The organism is Plantibacter sp. 2H11-2, assembly GCF_050031945.1.
GTDB classification, from domain to species: domain Bacteria; phylum Actinomycetota; class Actinomycetes; order Actinomycetales; family Microbacteriaceae; genus Plantibacter; species Plantibacter auratus.
Genome location: NZ_JBNBBL010000005.1, coordinates 183,418 through 199,704 on the forward strand (window position 1 = coordinate 183,418; position 16,287 = coordinate 199,704).

The window sequence follows — 16,287 nt, forward strand, 5'->3', positions numbered from 1 at the left end:
CCGTGGAACCACGAAGGGGGCAGCGCGCATGAGGATACGAACGGTGGTCGGCCGGGTGCCGGTCACGATCGCCCTGGTGCTGGTCGTCCTCGTCGTCGGGGTCGTCGGGCGTGGCCTCTGGGAGTCGACGACGGCGCAACCGTGGTGGGACGCGGTCGCCTACGGCTTGCCCGCCTTCGAGGCCGGGCGCTGGTGGACCCCCGTCACCGGGACGTTCCTCGTCGTGGAGCCCTGGGCCTACGTGTTCGCGGTGATCGGGTTCGCCTGGGTCGGCCTGCTGGAGTGGTGGCGGGGACCGAAGGTGGCGCTCATCACCTTCGCCGCCGGTCAGCTCGCCGCCGTCCTCGCCACCGCCGGGTTCCTCTGGGCCGCGAGTCAGCTGCCCTGGCCGTGGGCGACGAGCCTCGCCGGGATGCTCGACGTCGGTCCGTCCGGCGGGACGATGGCCTGTTTCGCCGCCTGTGTGTCGCTCTTCGCCTCGCCCTGGCGGCAGCGGGGCTGGATCATCGTCGCGTCCTACGCCGCGATCGGGGTCCTCTTCATCGGCTCGCTCGCGGACCTCGAGCACGCCTTCGCGGTGCTCTTCGTCCTCGCGGTGAACCGTTCCTTCCGCATCCAGCGGGCCAGCGTCCGCGAGCGCCGACTGCTCGCGTTCACGACGAGCGTGGCCCTCGGTGTCGTCCAGATCGTCGCCCTGCTCGTGCCGACCAACGGCCCGTTCGGTCCGACCGCTCCGGCGGAGGGCCCGTGGCTCGACGTCGCGATCGACACGATCGTGATCATCGTCGTCGCCAACGGCCTGCGGCTCGGTCGCCGCTGGGCCTGGGTGCTGAGCGTCGTCTGGGCGATCCTCAACGTCCTGGTCGCGGTCCTGTACCTGGCGCTGTCTCCGTTGGACCCCGCCGAGCTCCCGATCGACTGGGGCGACACCGACGTGTTCCTGGCGACGTCCGTGCTCTGGCTCGCCTTCCTCGTCTACCTCCTTGCGACCCGCAGCGCGTTCTCGTCCCACCGACGCCGGCAGCTCGGCGTCGGTCGGAAGCAGCAGCAGGACCTGCCGTCGGCGGACGACGCCCGCGCGATCATCCGGACCGACGGCGGCGGCTCGCTCTCCTGGATGGCCACGTGGGACGGCATGGAGTACTTCCGCACCTCGGTGGGCCTCGTGCCCTACCAGAAGCACGCCGGCGTCGCGATCGTGCTCGCCGACCCGCTCGGCCCGCCGGAGCACCTCCAGGCCAGCGTCGAGGAGTTCGTCCAGGCGGCCGAGCGTGACTCCCTCATCCCGTGCTTCTTCAGTTCCAGCCAGGCGACGAAGGACGCGATGCCCGAGGGATGGCGCGACCTCATCATCGCCGACGACACGATCGTCGACCTCCCGGGTCTCGCGTTCACCGGCAAGGCCTGGTCGAACATCCGCACGGCGCTCAACAAGGCGGAGCGCGAGGGGATGGTCTTCCGGATGAGCACCTACGCCGCCGAGACCTGGGGCGTCCGACAGCAGATCCGCGCCATCTCCGAGGGCTGGGTCGGCGACAAGGGTCTGCCGGAGATGCGGTTCACCCTCGGGACCCTGCAGGAGGCCGACGACCCCGAGGTCCGTCTGGCACTCGCGATCTCACCGGACGGCGACGTCGACGGATTCCTCAGCTGGCTCCCGGTCTTCGGCCCCGACGGCGAGCACCGCGGGTGGACGCTCGACCTCATGCGGCGACGCGAGGAGGGCTTCGGTTCGGTCATGGAGTTCCTCATCGCCTCCTCGGCCAAGGTCTTCGCCGAGGAGGGGGCGCAGATCCTCTCGCTCTCGGGCGCGCCGCTCGCGCACCGGGTGGAGGACGACGAGGGGCGCATCGCGCACCTGCTGGGTCAGCTCAGCGGCATCCTGGAGCCGGTGTACGGCTTCTCGTCCCTCCACCGGTTCAAGCAGAAGTTCAACCCGCGATCGGAGCCGATCTACCTCCTGTACCGCGACGAGGGCGACCTCACGCGGATCGCCGCGGCGCTCACCCGCGCGTTCCTGCCGGACGCGACGCTCCGGCAGTTCGCCGGCGCCGGCATCGACATGCTGAAGCGCGACTGAGCGGAGGCCGACCCTCAGGCGGTGTCGCCGCCCGGGAGGCCGGCGGCGCCGAGGTGCGTCGCCCCGCGGGACCGCGCACGCTGCTCCGCGAGCGCGGCGGCGAACTCCGCCTCCCAGTCGGAAGCGACCTCGATGCCGAGGCGCTCGGCCTCCTCGATGGTCAGCTCCTTCGGGAAGCCGTTCGTGTCGGACAGTCGGAACACGTCGTGTCCCGTCATGACCCGCCCGGCGTACCCCTGGACCATCTGGAGGCCTGCGCCCAGCGTGCGTCGGAACGACTGCTCCTCCTTGACGAGGACGGCGACGACCTCGTCGCGGGCGGCGGCCACCTCCGGGTAGTCGTCGGCGTACAATCCCGCGATGACGGGCACGATCTCGCCGAAGAAGTTCTCGTGGAGGTCGAGCGAGAGTGCGAGCCGGATCGCCCGTCGGAGCAGCCGCCGCATGACGTAGCCCTGCTCCTTGTTCGACGGACGCACGCCGTCCACCGCCAGGAAGGTCGCACCCCGCAGGTGGTCGGCGATGATGCGCATGGCGGAGGTCTCGTCCTCGTAGCGTTTCCCGGTCAGCTCCTGGAGTCGCTCGACGATGGGCCACAGGAGCGAGATGCGGAAGACGTCGTCGGAGTCGATCGACGCGGCGGCGATGCGTTCGAGGCCGCCACCGAAGTCCACGTTGCGTCTGGCGAGTTCCTCGAACGATCCGTCCTCGCGTCGGCGGTACTGCATGAACACCTGGTTGCCGATCTCCATGAACCGTCCGCCGTCGCTCGCGGGATGCGCGAGGCCGTAGGACGGATCCTGGAACTCGGGGCCGAAGTCGTAGAACACCTCGCTGTCGGGGCCGCACGGGTCGCCGATCGGGGTGCCCTCGAGTGACCCGCCGCGGGACCACCAGTTCTCGCCGCCGTCGTAGAAGAAGATCCGCTCTCCGGGCCGCACCCCGCGGGCGTCGCCGTCGGCCTGGGAGCCGATCTCCGCGATCCCGTTGGAGACCCCGCGTTCGGCGAACACGGACGCCCAGATCGACGCGGCCTCGTCGTCGCGTGGGATGCCGTTCGCGGGATCGCCGATGAAGCAGGTGACGGAGATCCGCTCCGGATCCAGCCCGACGATGTCGACCAGGAAGGTGAAGAACTGCCGGATCTGCGTCTCCTTGAAGTAGTCGCCGAGCGACCAGTTGCCGAGCATCTCGAAGAAGGTGGTGTGCCGGTTGTCGCCGACGTCCTCGATGTCCTGGGCGCGGACGCACGGCTGGCTGTCGGTCAACCGTCGCCCCTCGGGGTGCTCCTCACCGAGGAGGTACGGCAGGAGTGCCTGCATCCCGCTGCCGTTGAACAGGGTGCTCGTGTCGCCGCGCGGGACGAGCGGCGCCCGCTTGATCAGCGCGTGGCCGTTCCGTTCGAGGAAGTCGAGGTAGGCGTTCCGGATGTCGTGGGCGTCCATGCCGACACGATTCCAGCTTTCGAGCCCGAGGGGAAGCCGGTCTGCGCGGCGACCCGGCTCAGTCCGCGTCGTGGAGCGATCGCAGGGCGGTCACGACGTCGTCGTGCCAGCGGCGGGCCGCAGGGAGCACGCCGCCGAAGATGGGGGTGTCGTGCGTCGCGCCCAGGTACATCGTCCCGCTCGCGTCGACGCCGTCGGCCCGGAGCGCTGCGAGGTAGGCCGCGCCGTCGCCGCGGAGCGGGTCGTACTCGGCCGTGAGGATCACGGCGCGGGGGAGGTCCGCGTGCGACCGGGCGAGGAGGGGCGACGCGTGAGGTTCCTTCGCCTGACGTCGATCGAGGAGGTAGGTCTTCGCGACGGAACGCAGCTCCTTGATCGCGAAGATCCTCGGGATCCCCATCTCCCGCACGGGACGGAGGTCGATGTGGCCGCCGGTGAGGTCCGTGACCGGCACCTCGAGTAGCTGGAGTCGGATGGGCAGTCGGCCGCGTTCGCGGTTCACGAGCGTGAGCGCAGCCGCGATGCTGCCGCCGGCGGACACCCCGGCGACGGCGATCCGCCCCGAGTCGATCCCGAGCGTCGCGGCCTCGGCGAACAGCCACTCGAGCGCCGCGTGGGCCTGCTCCAGCTGCGTCGGGTACCGGTGCTCGGGAGCGAGCGCGTAATCGACGGCGGCGATGACCACGCCGGCGTCGGCCGCCCGACGACGGAACCCCGCGTCGGTCGTCGGGTAGTCGATCCCGCCGATGCGGAACGCCCCACCGAAGAACGACAGGACCGCGGGCACCGCCTGGTCGCCGTCGGCCGTCGGCGGGTGGTAGAGCCGGATCCGGACGTCCGGGAAGCCGGCGACGGGGACCGTGTGCTCCTCGATGCGCAGCTCCGGGCCCGGGACACCGACGGTCGCGAGCTCCTTCTTGTCCCAGTTCCGCGCGGCCTTGCGGTGCTGTGCGCGCGTCTTCTTGCGGCGGGGTCCGGCGGTGGTGGCCTTCGCCGTCGGGCTCGAGGGCTTCGCCTTCGGCCCGGCGGCCTTCGGGGAGGTCGCCTTCGGGTCCGCCGCGGGAGCGGGCTTCGGGCGCGCGACGGTGGTCGTCTTCGGCCGCAGGAAGAAAGCCTTCGCCTGCTCGAGTGCGGTCGAGATGAGGTAGGCGCGGTGCGTCCGCGCTCGTTCGACGAAGATCGGGTCGAGGGGCAAACGACTCACCTGCTCTGCTGCTCGGATGGGCGGATTCCAGCAGTCTAGGCGGCTCGGTGGACGACGGCCGTGGCTTGCCTGATCGATCCTTCCGCGGGGCTTCACCTCCTGTTCACCGGGAAGCCCGGCCCTGTTCGGGCGCCGCTCGTAGCGTGATCACACGTACGGCACACAGCAGTGCCCGCGTCGGTCACTCGCGGTTCCGATCCACCGGAGCCACGCGCGGAGCGGGCGGGTGCATCGGTCCTTCTGAAAGGTACGTCCCAGCACATGAAGCTCTCCCTCACCCGCGTCGCTGCGCTCGGCGCCGCCGCCCTCCTCTCGATCGGCCTGGCCGCCTGCTCGAGCGCCACCGCCAGCGACACCGGTTCCGCCGCGGCCGGGACCTTCGCGGTCGACGACCAGACCCTCGTCTTCGGCGTCGTCCCCGACTCGGTCGACACGCAGACCAACTACCAGCCGCTCATGGACTACATCGCCAAGGAGACCGGCAAGAAGGTCGAGTACCACGAGTCGACCGACTACGCGGCCCTCATCGAGGCGGCCGTGGCCGGGAAGATCGACGTCGCCTCCTTCTCCGGCTTCACCTACGTGACCGCGCTCAACAACGGGGCCAAGATCACGCCGATCTCGTCGATCATCACCGTCAAGGGGCAGGAGCCGGGCTACTACTCCGAGGCGATCGTCCCGAAGGACTCGTCGATCACGAAGATCGAGGAGTTCAAGGGCAAGAAGGTCTGCTTCGTCGACCCGTCCTCGACGTCCGGGTACCTGTTCCCGAGCTACAACCTGCTCGAGGCCGGCATCGACCCCGAGAAGGACATCACCCCGGTCTTCGCCGGCAAGCACGACGTCTCGGTGACGAAGACCGCCGAGGGCGTCGAGTGCGAGGCGGGCTTCGCCGAGGACTCCGAGGTCGAGAAGAACGACGGCGTGAAGGTCATCGACCGCACGATGGTCCCCGGTGCGCCGATCGTCGAGTCCGACTCGCTGCCCGCCGACGTGAAGGAGAAGCTCGAGAAGGCCTTGTCCGAGGTCACGATCGACCAGATCATCGACTCCGGCGTGAAGAGCGCCGACAGCGACGCCTTCCGCGCGACCTTCTACGGCACCTCGCCGGTGGACGACGCGTACTACGACACCATCCGCGACATCTGCAAGAAGACCAACGCCAAGCAGTGCCAGGCCTGACCTGAGCGCCAGTCCCGCCCTTCGACAAGCGGTTCCTGAGCTTGTCGAAGGGCAGGAACGGCCGTCGATGATCCGCAAGCCACGAGAGGCAGCAGCCATGAGCGTCACCGAGCAGCAGGCGCGTCACAACGCACCCGACGGAGCGGAACCGCTCGTGCGTCTGCGCGGGGTCACGAAGCGCTTCGACCGGACGGTCGCCCTGCAGCGCGTCGACCTCGACATCCGTCGTGGTGAGATCGTCGTCCTGCTCGGTCTGTCCGGCTCCGGCAAGTCGACGCTCCTCCGTCACCTGGACGGCCTCGAGCGGCCCACCGCCGGGTCCGTCTCGGTCCTCGGTGACGAGGTGCCGGCCCTCGGACAGCGTGCCCTGCGTCGGCTCCGCGCCCGCGTCGGGTTCGTCTTCCAGCAGTTCGAGCTGGTCCCGTCGCTCACCGTCCTCGAGAACGTCCTGACCGGTTCGCTGGCGGGCGTCCGCGGACCGCGTCTCGGCATCCTCGGCTACGGCCGCACCCTGAAGTTGAAGGCGCTCGGCCACCTCGACCGCGTCGGGCTCCTCGAGCGCGCCTACCAGCGCGCCGACACCCTCTCCGGCGGTCAGCAGCAGCGCGTCGCCATCGCCAGAGCGCTCATGCAGGACCCCGAGATCCTCCTCGCCGACGAGCCCGTCGCCTCCCTCGACCCGGAATCGAGCGAGCAGGTGATGGCCCTCATCCGCGAGATCGCGATCGACCGCGGACTCACCGTCGTGTGCAGCCTGCACCAGGTCGACCTCGCGCTCTCCTGGGGCGACCGCATCGTCGGTCTCCGCCACGGCGAGGTGGTCCTCGACACCACGACCGACGGCCTGTCGAAGACCGAGGTGATGGAGATCTACGGCCGGGTCGCGACGAGCACCCGTGAGCTGCAGGCGATCGCGGTGGAGTTGGAGACCGACGAGCTGCTCGGCGACCCCGACGACGACCTCCGCGGCCTGCTCGGTGTCGAGGAGCGCGTGGGCGAGGACGAACTGCCCGACGACCCGGAGTGGGAGTTCGACGCCGATGTCGACGGCCGCGAGCCCGACGAGCTCCGTCGACCGGGCGGGACCCGCTGATGGTCGTCACCGCACCCGCGAAGGCGGCACCGCCCGCCGGCCGCCCGCCAGGACTCTCCGGACCCGTTCCCGTCGGTCGGCTCCGACCGCAGACGATCGCCGCGGTGCTCACGCTGATCGCGCTGCTCGCGTTCTCGGTCTACTCGCTCCTCGAGGTCGGGATCTCGATCCCGAACATGGTGGCGAGCTGGGGCAACGCGGTCAACTTCTTCAACCGGGTGGGCACGATCACGTTCCCGCCGCCCGGGGAACTGCTGTCGCTCACCGCCCTGACCCTGGGGATCGTCATCTCCGGCACCGTCCTCGCCGCGGTGCTGTCGATCCCGGTCGCGTACCTCGCGGCCGCCAACACGACCCCAGGGCCGGCGTGGCGCGCAGTCGGTCGGTTCGTCGGCGTGCTCAGCCGTGCCGTGCCGGACGTCGTCATCGCGATGATCCTCGTGCTCATGTTCTCGCTCGGCTCGCTGCCCGGCATCATCGCGATCGGGCTGCACTCCGTCGGCATGATCTCGAAGCTCTTCGCCGACGCGATCGAGCAGGTCGACGAAGGGCCGCGACTCGCGATCCGGGCGGCCGGCGGCTCGAAGCTGCAGGAGTTCACCTCGGGTGTCCTGCCGCAGGTCCTGCCGTCCTGGGTGGCCACGGTCCTCCACCGCGGCGACATCAACCTGCGCGGTTCGGTCCTGCTCGGCTACGTCGGCGTCCTCGGCCTCGGCCGTGAACTGTCGCTCGCGTTCAAATCCCTCGACTACTCGCTCGGCATCGGACTCGCGATCGTCATCTTCGCGCTGTGCGTCGTCATGGAGATCGTGTCGAGCACCGTGCGGACCGTGATGCTCGGGGTGCAGCCGACCGGACGTGGACTCGGTGACCGCGTCGTGCGTCGGGTGGCCGCGGGCCGGGAGGCACGTCGTGCGGCGGGTGGGAGCAGCCGCACGGTCGCCTCTCCGAGCGCCGAGTCCCGGATCGTCGCTGCAGCGAAGCGTCCGTGGACGCCGGCCCGCGTCCGCGACACCGTCGGTGCCTGGCTCGCCGTGGCGGTCGTGGTCTGGGGCGTCGTCGTGTCCGACATCCAGTGGGGCGACCTCGTGACGTTCTGGGCCAAGGCCCCCGACGTCCTCGTCCGACTCTGGCCTCCGTCGTTCGGCATGCGCACGACGGAGCAGATGGTCGAGGCGATGTTCGAGACCGTGGCGATCGCCTTCGCGGCGACCCTCATCGCCCTCGTCTGCTCGATCGTCATCGGGTCCCTCGCCGCACGGAACGTCGCCCCGAACCGCGGTGTCCGCACCGGCGCGCGGTTCGCGCTCGTCGGCATCCGCGGCATCCCGGAGCTCATCCTCGCGATCCTCCTCATCGTGGTCACCGGGCTCGGGGCCCAGGCGGGGACGCTCGCGCTCGGCATCTGCGGGATCGGCCTCCTCGGCAAGCTCATCGCGGACTCCTTCGAGGAGGTCGCGCCCGGACCGGAACGCGCGCTGACCGCCGTCGGCGCGACGCGCCCACAGGTCTACGCCGCCGCGACGCTCCCGCAGGGCGCCCGTGCACTGGTCGGGCACACCTTCTACACGCTCGACACGAACATCCGCGCCGCGACCATGCTCGGCATCGTCGGCGGAGGCGGCATCGGCTACTACCTGATCCAGGCGGACCAGGGTGGGAACTACGACCAGGTCACGGCCATCGTGCTGATGATCCTCGCGGTGGTCCTCGTCGTCGAGGGCATCGCCATGTGGATGCGGAGGGTGTTCTCGTGAACGGACGACGGATGAGCGGCGGGGTGTCGGCGCCGCGGGTCGGCCTCGGCGTCGGCTCGCTCGGAGCCTCGGCCGATCGCGCGGACGTCGTGATCGTCGGCGCCGGCATCGTCGGGCTGTCCGCGGCGCTCGCCGCTGTGGACGCCGGTGCCGAGGTCGTGGTCGTCGAACGTTCGGCCGAAGCCCAGGGTGCGTCGGTCCGCAACTTCGGTCATCTGGCCGCGACGCCGCAGGCCGGGCTCGCCGCCCGCCTCGCCGCGCGTTCGGCGGAGATCTGGCAGCGACTCGAGCAGGACGCTGGGCTGTGGGTCCGGCGCTCGGGCACGCACGTGGTCGCCCGGCACCTCGACGAGCTGCGCGTCCTCGAGGACTTCGCTGCGTCCCGTGCCCAGGCGGGAGCTGCGGCCGACGTCCGCCTGTACGACACGGCCGAGTTCCTGCAGCAGGTGCCGATCAGTGCCGACGACGTGGTGGGCGGCGCCTGGCTGCCACGCGACCTCCAGGTGAACCCGCGTCAGGCGCTGGGCGCCGTCACGGCGTACCTGGAACGCCGCGGGGTCGAGTTCCGACGCCGGACGACCGTGACGGGGCTACGCTCCGGCTTCGTCGACACCAGCCGCGGCGTCATCGCCGCAGGCCTCACCGTGGTCGCGGTGAACCACGACATCGACACGCTCCTCCCCGAGCTGGCCGAGCGGGCGGTCGTCCGTCGATGCGCACTCGACATGGTGCGGGCGCGCGCCGAACTCCCGATGCCGATGCCGGCGCCGCTCCTGACCGGGTGGTCGCTCCTGCGCTACGCGGGATTCGCCGACTCACCCGCCATCCCGGCACTCCGTGAGCGGTTGCAGCAGGACCACCCCGGGCTCGCCTCGCTCGACGTCAACCTCATGGCGACCCAGTTGCCGGACGGCTCGATCATCCTCGGCGACACCCACAGTCGCGGCGAAGCGGTCTCCCCGTTCCAGTCCGAGCACGCCTTCGACGAACTCCTGCGGGCTGGACGCACGCTGTTCGGGACCAGGCTCGACGTCCTCGAACGCTGGCAGGGCGTCTACGCCACCGCCCCGGAGGAGTTGCTCATCGACGAACCGACCCCGGGCGTCCGTGTGGTCGCCGCGACCACGGGCATCGGGATGACCACCGGACCCGCGCTCGGCGAGCTGGCCGTCGCCGAGCACCTCGGCCCGACCTTCTCGCCGGCGCAGCCGACCAGCATCCGTGCCGCATCAGCCCACCTTCAGAAAGGCCTCTCGTGACCAGCATCGATCGACCCCAGCAGGACAGCACCGCGGCGCCCGACCTCGACGACGACGTGGAGACCGACCTCGCCGACCTCGACGAGCTGGAGGGCGGGTTCGACGACGCGCACGAGGACGACCTCCTGCTCGAACTGGTGGTCCTCGACCTCGCCGGGACGACGGTCTCGGACGACGGCGTCGTCGAGGACGCCTTCCGCGTCGCCGCCGAGACGATCGGCATCGACACCGAGGACGCGCTCGACGCGGCCATCGAGCTCGTCCGCGACACGATGGGCCAGTCGAAGCTCGACGTGTTCCTCATGCTGACCGACGGCGACGAGGCTCGAGCCGCTTCCGGCAACGCCGCCTTCGAAGCGGCCTACGAGCGACTCGTCGGCGAGGGGCGCGTCGAGGCGATCGCCGGAGCCGAGGACACGGTGCGGCGGCTCCGCGAGCTCGGCGTGGGCGTCGTGTTCACCACCGGGTTCGCCCCCGCCACGCGCGACGCGCTCCTCGCGAGCCTCGGGTGGTCCGAACTCGCCGACGACGCCCTGTCGCCCGCCGACGCCGGTCGGGGGCGTCCAGCGCCGGACCTGCCGCTGACGGCGCTCCTCCGGTTCGGTGCGAGCGCCGTCGACACCGTGGTCGTCGTCGGCGACACGGCCAGCGACATGCTGTCCGGGGTGAACGCCGGCGCCGGGCTCGTCGTCGGGGTGCTCACCGGAGCACACGACGAGGAGACGCTGCTCGAGGCGGGCGCCGACGAGATCATCACGAGCATCGCCGAGTTGCCCGCGCTGCTCGGTCTCGACTGAACGACCGACCGGGGGAACCATGCACACGACGCTCACCGCGCACGAGGGCAACGACGTCTTCATCAGACCGTCGCCGATCGCGATGGTCTGGCAGGGGCCGGGGCACCCGCACCAGGCGATGGCGGTGCCCGGGGTGACGCTCGGGCCGGGCGACGTCCTCGTCGAGGTGGAACTGGCGACCGTGTGCGGCTCCGACGTGCACACCGTCCTCGGGCACCGTGACGCCGCCACGCCGCTCGTCCTCGGGCACGAACAGGTGGGACGCGTCGTGGCGGTCGGGGGCCCCGTCACCGCGGTGGACGGCACGGTCCTCGTCGCGGGGATGCGGGTCGTGTGGTCGGTCGTCGTGAGCTGCGGCGTCTGCGACCGCTGCTCCGCCGGCCTGGAGCAGAAGTGCCGCCGGCTCGCGAAGTACGGGCACGACCGGGTCCACCGCGGCTGGGAGCTGAGCGGCGGATTCGCCACCCACGTCGAACTCCTCGAGGGCACCGCCATCGTGATCGTGGGGGAGACGCCGCCCGCCGCCGTCTTCGCGCCGGCGTCCTGCGCGACGGCCACCGCGATCGCCGCACTGGATGCGGCCGGGCACGATCTGCCCGGCACGGCGGTCCTCGTGACCGGCGCCGGGATGCTCGGGCTGACGGTCGCGGCCATCGCGACCGATGCCGGGGCGCGCGTCGTCGTGAGCGATCCGGACCCCGCCCGCCGGCTGCTCGCCGGTCGCTTCGGCGCCATCGCGACCGTCGACCCCACGGTCGGCGCCGCCGAGCACCTCGACGCCGCGCACCTGGCGGCGGGCGTGGAGGGCTTCCCGGTGGCCATCGAGATGTCCGGCGACGCCCGTGCCGTCGACGCCGCCATCGCGTCGCTGTCGATCGGCGGGACGGCGGTCCTCGTCGGCAGCGTGTCGCCCGGTGCGCCGCTCGGCATCGACGCCGAACGGATCGTCCGACGCCTCCTCACGGTGCGCGGCGCACACAACTACCGACCGCGGGATCTGGCACGCGCGGTCGACTTCCTGACCGGTGCGTGGCGTCGGTATCCGTTCGCCGAACTCGTCGGCCCGGAGTTCCCCTTGCAGGACGTCGACGAGGCGCTCGTCGCAGCTGCATCGGGCGCCTTCCCGCGCGTCGGTGTCCGACCCTGAACGACCCGCGGGAGGTCACGCGAGCCGGCTCGAACCCTCCGGCGAGCCTCGCGGGATCCGGTCGAGGTCTCGGCGACGGCGTCCGAGGGCGACGTGACCTCTTCGAGCGCCCCCATTCCGGGGGTCACGACGGCCGATCCACCGCGGATTTCCGCCGATCTCGGCTCGTGAATCCCGCCGCATGACCCACCTTGTGGGGTATCCTCGGGCCATGACGGTCACGACTCGCCACCCTGGTGTGGTCCGTGTCGGTGGTCGCCTCATGGTCGTGGATCCGTTCGCGGAACGAGGTGAGCTCACCGAGGATCAACAGCGCGGCCACCAGCTGCGGCGGAGGATCACGCTCCTGCTCGGTGCATTCCTCCTGCTCAGCGGCTTCATCATCGGCGCGACGGTGGGCGTGCTCGTCGAGTGGTCACTCGTCCACGACGAACGCTCGTCAGTGTCGCTCCCCGGCTTCGACCCGGAGTGGGTGCCCGGGCTCGACGTCGTCGGTGCCTTGCTCGGTGCCATCCTCGTCGCCGTCTTCCTGCTCGTGTCGGCCGAACGACGCAACCGTCGTCGTCGCCTGGACGGCGGGCACCAGCCGTCGCGGTGGATCGACCCGCTCAACGATCACCTCATCGGGCTGAGCGACGACCTCCCGTGGACCTCGCTCTGGACGCTGACGCGCATGTACGCCACCGCGGAGCGCCTGCAGCGCGAGCTCGTGGAGCGCAGCGGCACCCGCAGCGAGGTGGGCAGTGACGATTCATGCGATCTCGTCGAGGCGCGGCTCGCGGCCGACGATGCACGCGACGCACTCGAGAAGACGGCCACGCTCATGGGCGTCATCGTGCCGGAAGGGCCGCTGCCCGATGCGCAGGCCATCCTGGCCGACAACGCTCGGCTCCGCGCCCGTCGGAAGACGAGCTGACCCGCACCTCCGCGATGCGGATGGCTTCGGTGGTCAGCGACCGCTGCCGGTGAGGCGCTCCAGGAGTTCGCGGTAGCGGGCTGCCGTCTGCGTGACGATCTCGGCAGGCAGGGTCGGCGGGGTGGGCGTCGAGGCGTCGTCCTGGTCCCAGTTGTGGGCCAGCCAGTTGCGGACGATCTGCTTGTCGAAGCTGGCCATGCGTGCGGTGGGGTCGTCGCTCGTCAGGTAGACGTCGCGGTCCCAGTACCGGCTGGAGTCGGAGGTGAGCACTTCGTCGCCGAGCGTGATGACGCCTGTCCCCGGGTTGCGGCCGAACTCGAACTTCGTGTCGGCGAGGATGACGCCGTGGCGTTCCGCCGTCAGTGATGCCGTCTCGTAGATGCCGAGTGACAGGTCCTTCAGAGCGACCGCGTCGTCCTCGCCGATGAGCTCGACCATGCGGGAGAACGAGATGTTCTCGTCGTGCTCGCCGAGCGGCGCCTTGTACGCGGGGGTGAACAACGGCTCGGGCAGGCGATCGCCGTCGCGGAGGCCGTCGGGCAGCGGGATGCCGCAGACGGTGCGGTTCGCGACGTACTCCTTCCAGCCGGAGCCGGTGAGGTAGCCGCGGACGACGCACTCGACGGGGAACATGTCGAGCTTGCGGACGAGCATCGCCCGACCGGCGAACTCCGCCGGGATGCTGGACACCGCGACACCCGCGGCGTCGAGCTCGTGATCGGGCACGAGGTGGTTCGGCACGTCGCGGAGCTGGTCGAACCACCAGAGGCTCAGGCTGGTGAGCAGATCGCCCTTGCCGGGGATGCCCGGCTCGAGCACGTGGTCGAAGGCGCTCACCCGGTCGCTCGCGACGACGAGCAAGAGGTCGTCTGGCCCGGCGGCCGGCTCGTACAGGTCGCGGACCTTGCCCGAGTAGACGTGGTTCCAGGCGTTGGTCTCCGAGGGTGCGCTCACTCGTTCATTATCGTGCATCGGCGGTGGCCGGGTCGGTCGCCGAGGCTTGCGACCTCGGGGCGTTACGCGTATATTCCATGCGGAATAGTTCGCGTGGAGTGATGGGAGAGTCATGGGCAAGGTCAAGCCGCTCGGCCTGCTCGCCGTCGCCGCGCTCGGCTACCTGGCCGAGCGCCCCATGCACCCCTACGAGATGTACCAACTCGCGCTCCACCGCCAGGAGGACCGCGTCGTCAAGGTGAGCCCCGGCTCGCTCTACCGCGCCGTCTACGGACTCGAGGCCGACGGCCTCGTGCTCGCGTCCGGGACCGACCGCGAGGGAGCCCGGCCCGAGCGCACCACCTTCGAGATCACCGACCTCGGCCGGCACCTGCTGGGGGAGCGGCTGCGCGAGCTGCTCAGCACCCCCACGAACGAGTACCCGGAGCTCGGACTCGCGCTGTCCGAGGCGCACGAGCTGGGCGCCGAGGAGGTGCGGATGCTGCTCGAGACCCGCATCCTCCGGCAGCAGGCCGAGCTCGCCGACCTCGATCGCCGCATGACGTGGGCGCTCGAGCGCGGGATCCCGCGCGTGTACTGGATCAACGTCCCCTACTCGGCCGCCATGCTGCGCGCCGAGATCGCCCACCTCGAATCGCTCCTCGCCGAGATCGCCGACGGTGCACTCGCCTGGCACGTGCCGGGGACCCGAGCGCCACTCCACGAGCAGGCGGCGACCCCGCCCGTGTCCGCTCAGCCGACACCCTCCACCTGAACCTCCGGGACGACCGACCAGTCCGGCCGGCGGTCCCGCTCATCCTCGCGTCCCGAACGCGAACCCGTCCTCCGTGCAGAAAGGGACATCATGTCCACCACCCCCACCACGCCTCCCCAGGGCGTCTCCGGTCCGACGCCAGGGGCCGTGCGCCCCTGGCCCGCGCTCTGGTCCCTGGTCATCGGCTTCTTCATGATCCTCATCGACACGACCATCGTGTCCGTGGCGAACCCCGCGATCATGCGCGGCCTCGACACCGACATCAACAACGTCATCTGGGTGACGAGCGCCTACCTGCTCGCCTATGCGGTGCCGTTGCTCATCACGGGCCGTCTCGGCGACCGCTTCGGCCCGAAGAACCTCTACCTCATCGGCCTCGTCGTCTTCACGCTCGCGTCACTCTGGTGCGGCCTGTCGGGCTCGATCGAGATGCTCATCGTCGCCCGCGTCGTGCAGGGCCTCGGCGCGGCGCTCATGACCCCGCAGACGATGGCCGTCATCACGCGCATCTTCCCGCCGGACCGCCGCGGTGCGGCCATGGGCCTCTGGGGAGCGACCGCTGGCGTCGCGACGCTCGTCGGCCCGATCCTGGGCGGCGTGCTCGTCGACGGCTTCGGCTGGGAGTGGATCTTCTTCATCAACGTGCCCGTCGGTGTCATCGGCTTCATCATGGTCTGGCGCAACGTCCCCGCGCTCGCCACGCACCCGCACAAGTTCGACGTGCTCGGGGTCGTCCTGAGCGGGCTCGGGATGTTCCTCCTCGTGTTCGGCATCCAGGAGGGCCAGAGCTACGACTGGGGCACGATCACCGGTCCGATCACCGTGTGGAGCCTCATCATCGCCGGTGTCGTCGTCCTCGGCCTGTTCGTCGTGTGGCAGGCCGTCATGAAGGGCGAGCCGCTGCTCCCGCTGGCGTTGTTCCGCGACCGCAACTTCTCGGTCGGCAACCTCGCGATCTCGACGATCGGGTTCACGATCACGAGCATGTCGCTGCCGCTCGTCTTCTTCTACCAGACCGTCCGCGGCCTGACCCCGACGCAGTCCGCGCTCATGCTCGTCCCGATGGCCGTGCTCTCCGCCGGGCTCGCGCCCGTTGTCGGGCGGGCGATCGACCGCGTGAACCCGAAGTGGTTCGCCCTCGCGGGGCTCCTCCTGCTGGCCCTCGCGCTCGGCTGGTACTCGATCCTCCTCACGCCCGAGCAGCCGATCCTCATGCTGCTCCTCCCGAGTGCCGTCCTCGGCCTCGCCAACGGCTTCATGTGGGGCCCCGTCTCCAACCTCACCACCCGGGGGCTCCCACAGCACCAGGCCGGTGCCGGCTCGGGCGTGTTCAACACGACGCGTCAGATCGGAGCCGTCCTCGGCAGTGCGGCCATCGCCGCGCTCATCCAGGGACGTCTCGCGGCCGAGCTGCCCGCTGCACCCGGTGGGGCGGCCGGTGGGGTGAGCGAGGTGACGGGTGGCGAGCTGCCCGAGTTCCTGCATGCCGGGTTCACCACCGCCATGGCCCAGTCGTTGCTCCTCCCGGCAGGCCTCGCGCTCGTGGGCGCGGTCGTGGTCCTGTTCTTCCAGAAGCCGAAGGCGGCCGACTGGTCGACCCCGGAGACCCAGCACGGACAGGCCGCTGCTGTCGCCGCGGCTGCCGCGACCGCCCGGTCCGAAGCCGAGTAGCGGCTCCGCCGACACGGCGACAGCGGAC

Annotated in this window: 13 protein-coding genes; 10 read left to right on the forward strand and 3 right to left on the reverse strand. The window is 70.7% G+C overall.

The window, feature by feature from the left end:
- Nucleotides 1-28: 28 nt before the first annotated feature.
- Nucleotides 29-2,080: a bifunctional lysylphosphatidylglycerol flippase/synthetase MprF gene (locus ACQG07_RS12010; protein ID WP_229940060.1), complete on the forward strand. Its 2,052-nt coding sequence runs from the start codon at nt 29-31 to the stop codon at nt 2,078-2,080.
- A gap of 14 nt (nt 2,081-2,094) precedes the next feature.
- On the opposite strand, the gene ACQG07_RS12015 is transcribed toward ACQG07_RS12010, so the two are convergent.
- Both ACQG07_RS12015 and ACQG07_RS12020 read right to left on the reverse strand, forming a co-directional pair.
- Entirely contained in the window at nt 2,095-3,525 is a 1,431-nt protein-coding gene (locus tag ACQG07_RS12015; RefSeq protein WP_274499375.1) for an alanine--tRNA ligase-related protein, read from the reverse strand.
- Nucleotides 3,526-3,583: 58 nt separating this feature from the next.
- On the reverse strand, nt 3,584-4,729 hold the full coding sequence (locus ACQG07_RS12020) for an alpha/beta hydrolase (protein ID WP_426738407.1): 1,146 nt from the start codon (nt 4,727-4,729) through the stop codon (nt 3,584-3,586).
- A gap of 261 nt (nt 4,730-4,990) precedes the next feature.
- Between ACQG07_RS12020 and ACQG07_RS12025 the strand changes: the two genes are divergently transcribed.
- The 7 genes from ACQG07_RS12025 (at nt 4,991) to ACQG07_RS12055 (ending at nt 12,880) form a co-directional block, all read left to right on the forward strand.
- Nucleotides 4,991-5,911: a phosphate/phosphite/phosphonate ABC transporter substrate-binding protein gene (locus tag ACQG07_RS12025; RefSeq protein WP_159877690.1), complete on the forward strand. Its 921-nt coding sequence runs from the start codon at nt 4,991-4,993 to the stop codon at nt 5,909-5,911.
- A 97-nt stretch (nt 5,912-6,008) separates the two neighbouring features.
- Nucleotides 6,009-7,004 (forward strand): phosphonate ABC transporter ATP-binding protein, encoded by a 996-nt coding sequence (gene phnC / locus ACQG07_RS12030; protein ID WP_426738408.1) that lies wholly within the window; start codon nt 6,009-6,011, stop codon nt 7,002-7,004.
- A complete protein-coding gene (phnE, locus tag ACQG07_RS12035) occupies nt 7,004-8,761 on the forward strand; it encodes a phosphonate ABC transporter, permease protein PhnE (protein ID WP_274499378.1) in 1,758 nt (585 codons plus the stop codon). The genes phnC and phnE overlap by 1 nt, the downstream gene beginning before the upstream one ends.
- A complete protein-coding gene (locus ACQG07_RS12040; RefSeq protein WP_426738409.1) occupies nt 8,758-10,020 on the forward strand; it encodes a TIGR03364 family FAD-dependent oxidoreductase in 1,263 nt (420 codons plus the stop codon). Before phnE ends, ACQG07_RS12040 begins: the two co-directional genes overlap by 4 nt.
- Complete coding sequence (locus ACQG07_RS12045; RefSeq protein ID WP_274499380.1) at nt 10,017-10,817, forward strand: HAD family hydrolase; 801 nt, start codon at nt 10,017-10,019, stop codon at nt 10,815-10,817. Before ACQG07_RS12040 ends, ACQG07_RS12045 begins: the two co-directional genes overlap by 4 nt.
- A gap of 19 nt (nt 10,818-10,836) precedes the next feature.
- Complete coding sequence (locus tag ACQG07_RS12050; protein ID WP_191940487.1) at nt 10,837-11,964, forward strand: zinc-binding dehydrogenase; 1,128 nt, start codon at nt 10,837-10,839, stop codon at nt 11,962-11,964.
- Between the two features lie 211 nt (nt 11,965-12,175).
- Nucleotides 12,176-12,880 carry a hypothetical protein gene (locus tag ACQG07_RS12055; RefSeq protein WP_137242324.1) on the forward strand — a complete coding sequence of 235 codons (705 nt, stop codon included), beginning with the start codon at nt 12,176-12,178 and terminating at the stop codon, nt 12,878-12,880.
- Between the two features lie 33 nt (nt 12,881-12,913).
- On the opposite strand, the gene ACQG07_RS12060 is transcribed toward ACQG07_RS12055, so the two are convergent.
- Nucleotides 12,914-13,852: a phosphoribosylaminoimidazolesuccinocarboxamide synthase gene (locus ACQG07_RS12060; protein WP_274499381.1), complete on the reverse strand. Its 939-nt coding sequence runs from the start codon at nt 13,850-13,852 to the stop codon at nt 12,914-12,916.
- A gap of 94 nt (nt 13,853-13,946) precedes the next feature.
- On the opposite strand from ACQG07_RS12060, the gene ACQG07_RS12065 reads away from it, so the two are divergent.
- Nucleotides 13,947-14,588 carry a PadR family transcriptional regulator gene (locus ACQG07_RS12065; protein ID WP_079705064.1) on the forward strand — a complete coding sequence of 214 codons (642 nt, stop codon included), beginning with the start codon at nt 13,947-13,949 and terminating at the stop codon, nt 14,586-14,588.
- 90 nt (nt 14,589-14,678) lie between these two features.
- Complete coding sequence (locus ACQG07_RS12070) at nt 14,679-16,259, forward strand: MFS transporter (RefSeq protein ID WP_426738410.1); 1,581 nt, start codon at nt 14,679-14,681, stop codon at nt 16,257-16,259.
- The last annotated feature ends 28 nt before the right edge of the window (nt 16,260-16,287 follow it).

Excerpts from the sequence above, each read along its gene's own strand:
- ACQG07_RS12010 (WP_229940060.1), top strand. The coding sequence starts at position 29 with ATGAGGATACGAACGGTGGTCGGCCGGGTGCCGGTCACGATCGCCCTG.
- ACQG07_RS12015 (WP_274499375.1), bottom strand. The coding sequence starts at position 3,525 with ATGGACGCCCACGACATCCGGAACGCCTACCTCGACTTCCTCGAACGG.
- ACQG07_RS12025 (WP_159877690.1), top strand. The coding sequence starts at position 4,991 with ATGAAGCTCTCCCTCACCCGCGTCGCTGCGCTCGGCGCCGCCGCCCTC.
- phnC (WP_426738408.1), top strand. The coding sequence starts at position 6,009 with ATGAGCGTCACCGAGCAGCAGGCGCGTCACAACGCACCCGACGGAGCG.
- phnE (WP_274499378.1), top strand. The coding sequence starts at position 7,004 with ATGGTCGTCACCGCACCCGCGAAGGCGGCACCGCCCGCCGGCCGCCCG.
- ACQG07_RS12050 (WP_191940487.1), top strand. The coding sequence starts at position 10,837 with ATGCACACGACGCTCACCGCGCACGAGGGCAACGACGTCTTCATCAGA.
- ACQG07_RS12055 (WP_137242324.1), top strand. The coding sequence starts at position 12,176 with ATGACGGTCACGACTCGCCACCCTGGTGTGGTCCGTGTCGGTGGTCGC.
- ACQG07_RS12060 (WP_274499381.1), bottom strand. The coding sequence starts at position 13,852 with ATGCACGATAATGAACGAGTGAGCGCACCCTCGGAGACCAACGCCTGG.
- ACQG07_RS12065 (WP_079705064.1), top strand. The coding sequence starts at position 13,947 with ATGGGCAAGGTCAAGCCGCTCGGCCTGCTCGCCGTCGCCGCGCTCGGC.
- ACQG07_RS12070 (WP_426738410.1), top strand. The coding sequence starts at position 14,679 with ATGTCCACCACCCCCACCACGCCTCCCCAGGGCGTCTCCGGTCCGACG.